12 protein-coding genes are annotated in these 10,802 nt (G+C 61.8%); 4 read left to right on the forward strand and 8 right to left on the reverse strand.

Features of this window, described 5'->3' with window-relative positions:
* Nucleotides 1-81 precede the first annotated feature (81 nt).
* Both AC1ROB_RS16620 and AC1ROB_RS16625 read left to right on the forward strand, forming a co-directional pair.
* Nucleotides 82-474 (forward strand): c-type cytochrome, encoded by a 393-nt coding sequence (locus AC1ROB_RS16620; protein ID WP_492970008.1) that lies wholly within the window; start codon nucleotides 82-84, stop codon nucleotides 472-474.
* A 72-nt stretch (nucleotides 475-546) separates the two neighbouring features.
* Nucleotides 547-690 (forward strand): hypothetical protein, encoded by a 144-nt coding sequence (locus tag AC1ROB_RS16625; RefSeq protein WP_492970007.1) that lies wholly within the window; start codon nucleotides 547-549, stop codon nucleotides 688-690.
* A gap of 9 nt (nucleotides 691-699) precedes the next feature.
* On the opposite strand, the gene AC1ROB_RS16630 is transcribed toward AC1ROB_RS16625, so the two are convergent.
* Complete coding sequence (locus AC1ROB_RS16630; protein WP_492970006.1) at nucleotides 700-1,641, reverse strand: WD40 repeat domain-containing protein; 942 nt, start codon at nucleotides 1,639-1,641, stop codon at nucleotides 700-702.
* A gap of 244 nt (nucleotides 1,642-1,885) precedes the next feature.
* Between AC1ROB_RS16630 and AC1ROB_RS16635 the strand changes: the two genes are divergently transcribed.
* Entirely contained in the window at nucleotides 1,886-2,488 is a 603-nt protein-coding gene (locus tag AC1ROB_RS16635; protein ID WP_492970005.1) for a superoxide dismutase, read from the forward strand.
* A 70-nt stretch (nucleotides 2,489-2,558) separates the two neighbouring features.
* On the opposite strand, the gene AC1ROB_RS16640 is transcribed toward AC1ROB_RS16635, so the two are convergent.
* The 5 genes from AC1ROB_RS16640 to AC1ROB_RS16660 are packed head-to-tail and all read right to left on the reverse strand — an operon-like array spanning nucleotide 2,559 to nucleotide 8,160.
* A complete protein-coding gene (locus AC1ROB_RS16640) occupies nucleotides 2,559-3,527 on the reverse strand; it encodes a formate dehydrogenase subunit gamma (protein ID WP_492970004.1) in 969 nt (322 codons plus the stop codon).
* Between the two features lie 23 nt (nucleotides 3,528-3,550).
* A complete protein-coding gene (gene fdh3B, locus AC1ROB_RS16645; RefSeq protein ID WP_492970003.1) occupies nucleotides 3,551-4,147 on the reverse strand; it encodes a formate dehydrogenase FDH3 subunit beta in 597 nt (198 codons plus the stop codon).
* 23 nt (nucleotides 4,148-4,170) lie between these two features.
* On the reverse strand, nucleotides 4,171-7,062 hold the full coding sequence (locus tag AC1ROB_RS16650; RefSeq protein ID WP_492970002.1) for a formate dehydrogenase subunit alpha: 2,892 nt from the start codon (nucleotides 7,060-7,062) through the stop codon (nucleotides 4,171-4,173).
* Nucleotides 7,063-7,105: 43 nt separating this feature from the next.
* The gene (locus AC1ROB_RS16655; protein ID WP_492970001.1) at nucleotides 7,106-7,315 is read right to left on the reverse strand and encodes a twin-arginine translocation signal domain-containing protein; all 210 of its coding nucleotides are present in this window, start codon (nucleotides 7,313-7,315) and stop codon (nucleotides 7,106-7,108) included.
* A gap of 35 nt (nucleotides 7,316-7,350) precedes the next feature.
* Nucleotides 7,351-8,160 (reverse strand): molecular chaperone TorD family protein, encoded by an 810-nt coding sequence (locus AC1ROB_RS16660; RefSeq protein ID WP_492970000.1) that lies wholly within the window; start codon nucleotides 8,158-8,160, stop codon nucleotides 7,351-7,353.
* A 259-nt stretch (nucleotides 8,161-8,419) separates the two neighbouring features.
* Between AC1ROB_RS16660 and AC1ROB_RS16665 the strand changes: the two genes are divergently transcribed.
* Complete coding sequence (locus AC1ROB_RS16665) at nucleotides 8,420-9,661, forward strand: cation:proton antiporter domain-containing protein (RefSeq protein WP_492969999.1); 1,242 nt, start codon at nucleotides 8,420-8,422, stop codon at nucleotides 9,659-9,661.
* A 7-nt stretch (nucleotides 9,662-9,668) separates the two neighbouring features.
* On the opposite strand, the gene AC1ROB_RS16670 is transcribed toward AC1ROB_RS16665, so the two are convergent.
* Complete coding sequence (locus AC1ROB_RS16670; RefSeq protein ID WP_492969998.1) at nucleotides 9,669-10,292, reverse strand: DUF3306 domain-containing protein; 624 nt, start codon at nucleotides 10,290-10,292, stop codon at nucleotides 9,669-9,671.
* Nucleotides 10,252-10,800, reverse strand: coding sequence for a DUF3305 domain-containing protein (locus AC1ROB_RS16675; RefSeq protein ID WP_492969997.1), 549 nt, complete (start codon nucleotides 10,798-10,800; stop codon nucleotides 10,252-10,254). The genes AC1ROB_RS16670 and AC1ROB_RS16675 overlap by 41 nt, the downstream gene beginning before the upstream one ends.
* Nucleotides 10,801-10,802: the final 2 nt, after the last annotated feature.

The following is a 10,802-nucleotide window of genomic DNA, read 5'->3' on the forward strand; positions in this document are numbered from 1 at the left end:
GTTTTCCCACCCGATTATTTGGCAAACCAACCATCTCAACTATAGTGTTGAGAGGACAGGAAAACCAGCCGGAGCCCCCGCTTGCGTATTGTCGTTTTGCTGCTGATTCTGAGCCTTTCCGCGCTTTCGGATCGTGTCATGGCGCAGGCTGGCGACCTGGAGCCGCCGAGCCTGGAACGGGGTGCCGAGCTCTGGGGCAAATGCCGCGCCTGCCATACGGTCGCCGCAGGGGGGCGCAATCTGGTCGGCCCCCGGCTTGCCGGTGTGTTCGGACGCAAGGCCGGCAGCGTTGCGGATTACCGCTATTCCGAGGTGATGAAAAAATCGGATGTGGTGTGGACCGAGCAGACGATGGACGCCTATCTGGCCGCCACCCAGGACTTCATGCCGGGCAACAAGATGTATGGCGGACTGGCCATTGCACAGGACCGGGTCGACCTGATCGCCTGGCTGAAACAGGAAGCGGCCAAATAGTCGCACCCCCTTCCCTTTTGCCCTGAAAATCCCTTATAATTCAGGAAGATAGTTTCAGCTGGAGACCGCCCCATGAAGCCCTTTATCGCTGGCATCATCGCCGCCCTCGTCATCGCCATCGGCTCAGCTTTCATTCTGCAGATGGTCAACAAGCCGGCCGATGTCGCCTTCAGCACCGATGGCGCGCGCGTCACCCACGAGACGCACCAGAACTGAAGCTTCGCTTCAGGACTTCGGCGCCGGAATCAACTGCCCAGTTTCCAGCGACCACAGCTTGATCACGGTGTCGTAGCCGCCGGATACGGCGCGCTTGCCATCGGGCAGAAACGCGACCGACCAGACCGGTTTTTCATGGCCGGCAAACTGTTTGAGCTGACGTCCTTCTTTCAGATCCCATAACCGCATCAGCTTGTCGCCACCGCCGGACAGCGCATAACGACCATCCTTCGAGATCGCAATCGACGTGATGAACATGCCATGACCGGCAAGGCTGCCGGTTTCGCGACGATTGACCAGATCCCAGCGCTTGATTGCGCCATCGGTGCTGCCCGTGAGCGCGGACTTGCCGTCCGGCGAAACGGCCACGGCATTCACGCTGCTCTCATGGCCGGTCAGTACCGCCAGTTCCTTGCCGGTTGCAACATCCCACAGGCGTGCGGTCCGGTCATACGCGACAGACACCAGCTGCTTGTCATCCATGGCAAAGGCCACCTGCATGACATTGGCCTCGTGGCCTTCAAAACTGCGCTCCAGCTTCATCGTCGCCAGGTTCCACAGTTTCACGCTGCGATCCCAGCTGGCCGTCGCCAGCCAACGTCCGTCACGGCTGAGACTCATGCCGGCGATGTTGTTGACATGGCCGGTCAGACGGCCGGTCTCCTTGCCGCTGGCGAGATTCCATCGGATCACCGTATGGTCCCAGCTGACGGACAATGCATCCTTGCCATCGGGCAGAAAGGCAACAGCGTTGACGCTGGCGGTGTGGCCATCGAAGACCTTGAGTTCCTTCTGTCGGGCAACGTCCCAGAGCCGCATGGTGTAATCCCAGCTGGCCGAGAGCAGCGTTTTACCGTCCGTCGAAACCGCCACGCCATTCACCATGGCGCCGTGGCCCTCCATATCGGCACGGACCGCAACAGGCGTTGCCGCAATCAGGAAAGCCGACATAAAAACTGCATATCGTTTTCTGTTCATTCCAGGTTCCTGCAACTTTGTGTGCGCTGCTGCGTTTATCTTGACGCTGTGCGGCCTCATTGCAAGCACGGACCGGCCCTGTGCGTTTGCACAAATTCGATGACTGTCGTCACCGGCCGGCCTCCCGTCAGGGCCATGATCTTGCCGCATACCGTGCCAGCGCCCTAGATGGTGCTGCGTAACCCCCGGACCAGCAATCACGATCAAGGAGCAAACGATGGGCGCCCCCTTCACCATGAAACCCCTGCCCTATGCCGACGACGCCCTGGCGCCGGTGATCAAAGCCGAAACCATCGGCTTTCACTATGGCAAGCACCACACGACCTATCTCAACACCCTCAACAAACTGCTCGCCGATGATCCGCTGAAGGATAAGAGCCTGGTCGAGATCATCAAGGCAACCCATGGCAAGGCCGACAAGGCCACAATCTTCAACAATGCCGCCCAGGTCTGGAATCATGATTTCTACTGGGACAGCCTCTCGCCCAAAGGCGGCGGCAAACCTTCAGGCCGGATTGGCGACCTGATCAAGGACAGTTTCGGCGACTATGAGACATTCAAGAGCGAGTTCGCCAATACCGGCGTGACGCAATTCGGTTCGGGCTGGGCCTGGCTCTGCCTGGAAGGCGGCAAGCTGGTGTTCAAGAAAACCGGCAATGCGGAAAATCCGCTGACCATGCAAGGCGTGACGCCGCTGCTCACCCTCGATGTCTGGGAGCATGCCTACTATCTCGACTGGCAGAATCGCCGGCCCGATCACCTGAATGCCGCCATCGACAAACTGCTGAACTGGGAGTTCGCCGAAAAGAATCTCGGCTGATCAAAAACGCATACAAAGAAAAAGGGCGGTGGAAATCCACCGCCCTTTTTACATTCACAAGAGAATGCGGTCAGTCGTCGCCGCCCACTCGGGGCTGCGCAACATCCTTGGCCCAGAGGCTGTGATGTTCCTTGGCCCAGTTGGTGTCAACCTGACCGCTACCCATGGCATCGAAGGCGCCTTCCATACCGATGGTGCCGATGTAGATATGGGCAAGAATGACCGCGACCATCAGGATACCGGCAATGGCGTGCACCAGCTGGGCAATCTGCATGCCCGCAATGTCCGTCACATAGAACGGGAACATCAGGATATAGCCGCTGACGGCCAGCGCTGCCGAACCCAGCACCACCGACCAGAAGATGATCTTCTGGCCGCCATTGAACTTGCCAGCCGGCGGATGCACACCCTTCTTGAGGATGCCGCCGCCCTGCCTGAACCATTCCATGTCGATGGCATTGAAGATGTTGTGGCGAATCCACATCACCGCCATCAGGAAGACGCCAAGCACGAACGGGAAGCTGAGGAAGTTATGCGACAGCTTGCCGAATGCCGAGAGGCTGGTGAAGGCTTCCGGCCCCATCATCGGCAGAAGCAGACTGCGGCCGAAGGACAGGTTGAGGCCGCTCAGGCCAAGAATGATAAAGCAGATCGCCGTCAGCCAGTGCGAGAACCGCTCGACCGCCGAGAAGCGCTCGACCGTACGGCCCGACATGCCGTGCTCGACCTTGATCCGGCCCCGCAGCGCCAGAAACGCCGCGAGGGCGATCACGGTGATCGCCAGAACCCAGCCGCCGATCGACTTCACCGGGCCCTGCGAGGCCTGGCGCCAGTCGCGACCCTCAGGCTGGATCAGCACGCCGGACTTCGCATCCGGAATCGACACGCGGCCGGCTACCGGGCCCTTCAACTGCTGCATCAGCAGGGCGTCGTCGGCCGGCGCCGCAGTCTGCTGCGCCGAAACCGGTACGGCGACCGCGACCATGAGGCCGAAAACCAGAGCCGCCCAGAGGGTGCGCTTGGAATGCAAAATGCGCATCTTGTTTCTCCTATCTGACGCGATCAGGCCGAAGTGCCGGTCTTGTAGGCCGTCGACCAGCCCCAGGCGCCAGAACCGTAGCCACGACGCGTGACGCGCTCCTTGTAAATGCTGGCGATCACATCGCCATCGCCGGCCAGCAGCGCCTTGGTGGAGCACATCTCGGCGCACATCGGCAGTTTGCCTTCCGACAGGCGGTTGGCGCCGTATTTGACATACTCTTCCTTGGTGTTGTCGGCTTCCGGGCCGCCAGCGCAGAAGGTGCACTTGTCCATCTTGCCGCGACTGCCGAAGTTGCCGACCTGCGGATACTGCGGGGCGCCGAACGGGCAGGCATAGAAGCAATAGCCGCAGCCGATGCAGAGATCCTTGGAATGCAGGACCACGCCTTCGTCGGTCTTGTAGAAGCAGTCGACCGGGCAGACCGCCATGCAGGGCGCGTCTTCGCAATGCATGCAGGCCATCGAGATCGAGCGTTCACCCTTGGCGCCGTCATTCAGCGTGACGACGCGGCGACGGTTGATGCCCCAAGGCACCTCGTTCTCGTTCTTGCAGGCGGTGACGCAAGCGTTGCACTCGATGCAGCGCTCGGAGTCGCAGAGGAATTTCATGCGGGCCATGGTGTGTTCTCCCTAACCGTCGCTCAGGCCGCTTCAATGCGGCAGAGCGTGGCCTTGTTCTCATGCATGTGGGTGACAGGATCGTAGCCGTAGGTGGTCACGCCATTGACGGACTCGCCAAGCACGATCGGATCGGCGCCCGGCGGATAGTTCTTGCGCTGGTCCACACCCTGCCAGAAGCCGGAGAAGTGGAACGGCAGGAAGACCACACCCTTGCCGACGCGCGGCGTAACCATCGCCTTGACCTTGGCCTTGGCGTTGTTCTCGGGGCCGTAGACCCAGACATTCTGGCCTTCCTTGATGCCAAGGCGGGTCGCATCATCCGGGTTGATCTCGACGAACATGTTCTGCTGCAACTCGGCCAGCCACTTGTTCGAACGGGTTTCCTCGCCGCCGCCTTCGTATTCGACCAGGCGACCGGAGGTCAGGATCATCGGGAAGTCCTTGCTGACATCCTTGTCCTGCAGGCTCTTGCCCAGATGCGGCAGACGATAGTCGCGCCGGTCGGCCATGGCGGGATACTTGGCGACCAGGTCACGCCGCGAGCTGTAGATCGGCTCACGATGCACCGGGATCGGATCCGGCAGACCGAAGGCATTGGCGCGGGCCTTGGCATTGCCCATCGCCTGCACGCCATGCGCCATGGTGACACGGATGATGCCGCAGCTCAGATCGATGGCCCAGCCAACTGCATCCGGGTTGTTGCCGCCGATCTTTTCGATCGTGGCGCGCTCGGCATCGGTCAGTTCCTTGTCCCAGCCCATCTTCTTGAGCAGGCCGTAGGTGAACTCGGGGTGACCGTCCTGGATCTCCGAATCCTTGGGGAAGGAACCGTCGGCCAGCAGCGAGACGCCATTGCGTTCGACGCCGAAGCGGGCACGGAAGGCACCACCGCCGTCCTTCACGGGCAGGCTGGTGTTGTACAGCACATGCGTGCCCGGATGCTTCATCTCGGGCGTGCCCCAACAGGGCCAGGGCAGGCCGTAGAATTCGCCCTTGAGCGGGCCCTTGGTGGCGCGGAGCGAGATCACGTCGAAATCGCCCTGGTTGGCCATATGCTCCTTCAGACGCTCCGGCGACTGACCCGAATAGCCGATCGAGATCGTGCCCTTGTTGATTTCGCGCAGGATGTCTTCGACATTCGGCTCGTCGCCGGCGTCGATCTTGATGTTCTTGAACAGCTCCTGCTCAAAACCGAGCTTCTTGGCGAACTTGTAGAGGATCCAGTGATCCGGCTTCGACTCGAAGACCGGCGGCACGATCTGTTCGCCCCACTGCAGGGAGCGGTTGGACGCCGTGCGGGAACCGCGGGTCTCAAGCTGGGTGCAGGCCGGCAAGAGATAGGTGCCGTTCTTGCGATCGGGCAGCGCCGCAGCCGTGGTCGGATGCGGATCGACCACGACCATCAGCTCGACCTTCTCCATGCCGGTGCGCATCTCGGGCATGCGCGGCACGGTGTTGCCGCCATGGCCCCAGAAGAACATCGCCTTGACGTTATCCTGTTGCTCCAGGTCCTTCTTGTCGACCAGGACGGCGTCGAACCAGCGGGTCGACGGAATGCCCTTGGTCTCCATCATCTTCTTGTCCTGGAAACGACCGAGCAGATAGTTGTAATCGACGTCCCAGACGCGGGCCCAATGCTTCCAGGCGCCCTCGACCAGGCCGTAATAGGCCGGCAGAGTGGTGACGTCGAGGCCCAGATCCGTGCAACCCTGCACGTTGCAATGGCCGCGGAAGATGTTGGCGCCGCCGCCTTCCACGCCGATATTGCCGAGCGCCAGCTGCAGGATCGACAACGCACGCACGTTGGCCGTGCCGACCGTGTGCTGGGTCACGCCCATGCACCAGATCAGGGTGGCCGGCTTGTTCTTCGCCATCGTCTCGGCGACGCGCTTCATCTGTTCGCCGGGAACGCCGGTGACCTTCTCGACTTCGTCCGGCGCCCACTTGGCGACTTCGGCGCGGATGTCATCCATGCCGTAAACGCGCTGGCGGATATATTCCTTGTCTTCCCAGCCATTCTGGAAGATGTGCCAGAGCAGGCCATAGATCACCGGGATATCGGTGCCGGGACGGATGCGCATGTATTCGGTGGCATGCGCCGCCGTGCGGGTGAAGCGCGGATCGATCACGATCAGCGGGGCGCGGTTACGCTCCTTGCCGCGCAGCACGTGCTGCAGCGACACCGGATGCGCTTCGGCCGGATTGCCGCCCATGATGACAATCGACTTCGAATTATGGATGTCGTTGTACGAATTCGTCATCGCGCCGTAGCCCCAGGTATTGGCGACGCCGGCGACAGTGGTCGAATGGCAGATACGGGCCTGGTGGTCGATATTGTTGGTGCCCCAGAAGGCCGCAAACTTGCGGAAGAGATAGCCGCCTTCGTTGGAGAACTTGGCAGAGCCGAGCCAGTAGACCGATTCCGGGCCGGACTTCTGGCGGATTTCCATCAGCTTGTCGCCGATCTCGTTGACCGCCACATCCCAGCTGATGCGAGTCCATTTCCCGTCCACCAGCTTCATCGGATATTTCAGGCGACGGTCGCCATGGGTCAGTTCACGGATCGCCGCGCCCTTGGCGCAATGGGTGCCGAGATTGATCGGGCTGTCCCAGCTCGGCTCCTGGCCGACCCAGACGCCGTTCTCGACTTCCGCCGTCACCGTGCAGCCGACCGAACAATGCGTGCAGATGTTTTTCTTGCGCACGATATTCCCGGAGGCCGAGGGAGCGGCCTTGGCCTGCTTAACCATCGCGGGCGACAGCGCGGAAACCGCCGCCAGGCCGCCTGCTGCAAGGCCGGATGCCTTGAGGAAGCCGCGGCGATCCATGGTCTGCAGCGTGGCGCCGGCGAGAAGGCCGGTGAGCTTGCCTTTAGGGGCAACGCCGGCGGTGGAGCTTTTCTTGATCAACATTGGGACATCTCCGTCTAACGCGTGCTGGCGCGTCGTGGCAAACTCAGAGGCGATTGCTGTCGTAGTAGCGTTTTACGTGCTCGGTTTCCTTGTAGCGCTGCTTCTTGCGGGTCTCGGCATTCTCGGGCGCAGCCTCGGCTTTGGTCGCAATCACGGTACCCACCGCAGCGGCGGCAGCGACACCAGCGCCGGCGCCAGCCGTACGCAGGAAGCTGCGGCGGTCGATCTGGTCTTTCTTGTCGGTCTTGCTCATGGCTGGTTCTCCAATTCGCGATATCGGCCCGCCGCTCACGCGGCCAGGGCAAAAGCCTGGGTTTCAATGGACATGAACAGCCGGCCGGCCGTGCCGAGCGGCTGATAGAGCCTGGCGCCCGACGCCTGCTCCAGATCGGTGAAGAAACGCTCGCCCCAAGGCGCCAGATGCTGCCGGAACAGGCGCTCCTGGGTGCTCAGTTCAGCCGGGCCGCGACCTTCGCCACCCTGAATCAGCATCGTCATCAGCTCGCACAGCGCACCCATATGGTCTTCGGGTTCGGCCACATCATCGGCACGGGCATAGCCGAGCCTTGCCATGTCGCCCCGCAGCTTGGCCAGCGGGCGCTCGTAGAGGAAACCGGTGCGGTAGAAGGAAGCGTAGGGTACCAGCTCGCCGCGCGGCAAACCGACAAACAGCGCGTCATATTCATCCTGCGCGCGCTCCAGCGAAGTTGTCCGCGCCCGTTCGGCCAATTGCGCCAGGGCCAAGCCCATTGCGGTGTCGTCGCCTTTCAGCTGGCCCAGCGCCGTCAGCAGCGCCGTATCGGGACACCGCGCGAGGCTGCGCCCCAGAAGGGCATAAATCTGCGCGCGCCACAGGTCCTCTTCAGGAATAACGGGTGCGGCACCGATCGCCTTGGCATCGGGGTAGAGATCGGGGCGAAGCTGCTGGCGCGTGACCTCGCCGCCGGTGGCCTTCTCGATGGCGAGCACAAACTCGCCCGGCACGCGGTCAGCTTTCTTCAGCCAATGCCAGACATTGGCCTGCTTGACCCCCAGCAACCGTGCCAACTGGGTTTGGCCGCCGACGATGGCGATAGCGTTTTCCAATGCTGCGGTCACGATTCCTCTTCCCTGCCGGCACCCTACAAAATGTTTTGTAGAGCGCCAATAAAAATCGGAATAACTCACTGAAAAGTCAGGAGTTTTATTGCAACTGCGAAATTTTGAAAGCGACTCTCAATCGCATTAGGAATGATTATCAGTCTTGATAATGCCGCAGCCTTAAATTGCCCGCGTGGCTGTGTTAGGGGTGGCGCAAGCAATTGCAAAGACTGGATTCGCGCCAGTCGGGCACGACTGCAAAGGGAACAGCGTTTTCATGCCGCATGACACCCCCCTGATCACCATGCTGGCGCTGGCTTTCGTGATCGCGTTTGCCTTCGGCATGATTGCGCAGAAATTCCGTCTCTCGCCGCTGGTCGGTTACCTGCTCGCCGGCATCGCGGTCGGTCCGTATACGCCGGGCTATGTGGCCGACACCGTCCTGGCGCAGCAACTGGCCGAGATCGGCGTCATCCTGCTGATGTTCGGCGTCGGCCTGCATTTCTCGCCCAAGGACCTGATGCGCGTGCGCTGGGTCGCCATTCCCGGCGCGCTGGCCCAGATCCTGGTCGCCACCCTGCTTGGCCTGCTGACGGCACAGGCATTCGGCTGGGGCCTGGGCGGCGGCATCGTCTTCGGTCTGGCGCTTTCGGTGGCCAGCACCGTGGTGCTGCTACGGGCGCTTGAAGCGCGCAACGAGGTCGACAGCGACCACGGCCGGATTGCCGTCGGCTGGCTGCTGGTGGAAGACATCTTCATGATTGCCGCCCTGCTGCTGCTGCCGCCGCTGGCAGATATTCTTGGCGGCCGGCCAAGCAGCAGCAGCGACAGTCTTGCCTTCACACTGCTGATGACAGTGGTGAAGGTCGCATTATTCGCGGCGCTGGCGCTGGTGGTGGGCAAGCGCGTCATCCCCTGGCTGCTGCAGCATGTTGCCGCCACGGGTTCACGCGAGCTTTTCACGCTGTCTGTGCTGGCCTGCGCTTTGGGTATCGCCTTCGGCGCCGCGCTGCTGTTCGACGTGTCTTTCGCGCTTGGCGCTTTCTTTGCCGGCGTGATCATGAACGAATCCGAACTGAGCCACGACGCAGCCCAGCGCTCCCTGCCGTTTCAGGATGCCTTTGCCGTGCTGTTTTTCGTCGCCGTCGGCATGCTGTTCGATCCCAGCATCGTGTTCGAAGCCCCGCTGGCCCTGCTGGCAACCGTGCTGATTATCGTTTTGGGCAAATCGCTGGCGGCTTTTCTGATCGTGCTGGCTTTCCGCCACCCGCTGACCACGGCCCTCACGGTGTCGGCCAGCCTGGCGCAGATCGGTGAGTTCTCGTTCATCCTGGCCGGTCTGGGCGTTTCGTTCGGCCTGCTGCCGCCGGAAGGACGCGACCTGCTACTCGCTGGCGCCTTCCTGTCGATCACGCTCAACCCTCTGCTGTTTCGCGCCCTGGAGCCGCTGGAAGTCTGGCTGCGCGAACGCCCGGACCTGCTGCGCAAGCTTGGCGCCAAGGATCAGGACAAGCCTTAGGTCCAGTTCAGCTCGGCAAGGCGCCGCCATGACGGCGACGCTGCGGCGCAGAGCTCTCCTGCTCCTGTGCCTGCGGTTTCTCGTCAGGCACAAATGACGCGAGCGGTGTCTCATCGAGAGCCGGCAGTTGCTCCGGCGCGCTATCATTCGGCGGCGGCTGCTCTTCAGCACTTTCTGCCACCGGTTCTGTCTTTGGCTGCTGGCTGTAGCCCGCGAAAATCTGTTTCGCCAGCTTGGCCACATCGTCGGTCGGCAAAAGGTCGCCATACCCGGGCGCCGTAAAATCCCAGTTGTATTCGACCAGCGGCTGGTAATTCACCACGCTGGGCTCGATCAGCCAGAGCTTGCGCAGGGCAGCGGCGCGCAAGGCCGTCGGCACGCCTTTTTTCAGGAAAACACTGAAATCGCTTTGTTCCGTCAGGCTTTCGATCGGCGGCAGCGAGGCCGGATCGAATACAGCCTCTTCATCGACCACTGGTTCTGCGACAGGCTTCGGCTCGACCGTTGCCTCGCGCGCCTCGGCTTTGCGGCGCGACCAACGCGAGAGGAAGCCACCCTCTTCTGCGGTATCAAGCGACGGCTTGTCCGGTTTACTCATCTTCCGGCACCTGACGCAACGGATCGGATTCATACAGGCGCGTGCGGCGCGCCAGCGCTTCCGGATCGGCACGATCCCGCTTGCGCTTGTAATGCTCCTTAGTCGGCGGATGGCGCTGCACGTAATCCGTCACCCAGTCCAGGATGGCGTCAGGCATGGCGACAAAATCGACGATGTCGTCGCCGGTATCGTTATGGGCATGCGCCTCGCCCGGATCGACAGAGGCGCCGTGCAGCTCAATGCCAGGCGCGGAATCGCTGCTGCGCAGGAAGACCCACACAGCCGGCTGCGCGCTTTCGATATTATAGGCGTAGGTTTCGGATTCATGCCGATACAGCACCAGTTCGGCCTCGCCGGCATAGTACTGCACCCAGCCCTCACCCTCGGCCAGCCTGGTCCAGGGCTCAGAGCCCGGTACGCCAGGCAGTACCTGTACCGGACGCCAGCTGTGATCGATCCAGGGGTTGTCCAGCGTGCGGCGCTCCAGGATCACGCCGATCCGGAGGCTTTCGGTTTCCGGCGGTCTGACAGTACCGGTCATGC

The organism is Ferrovibrio sp. GW821-FHT12F09 (assembly GCF_058806775.1).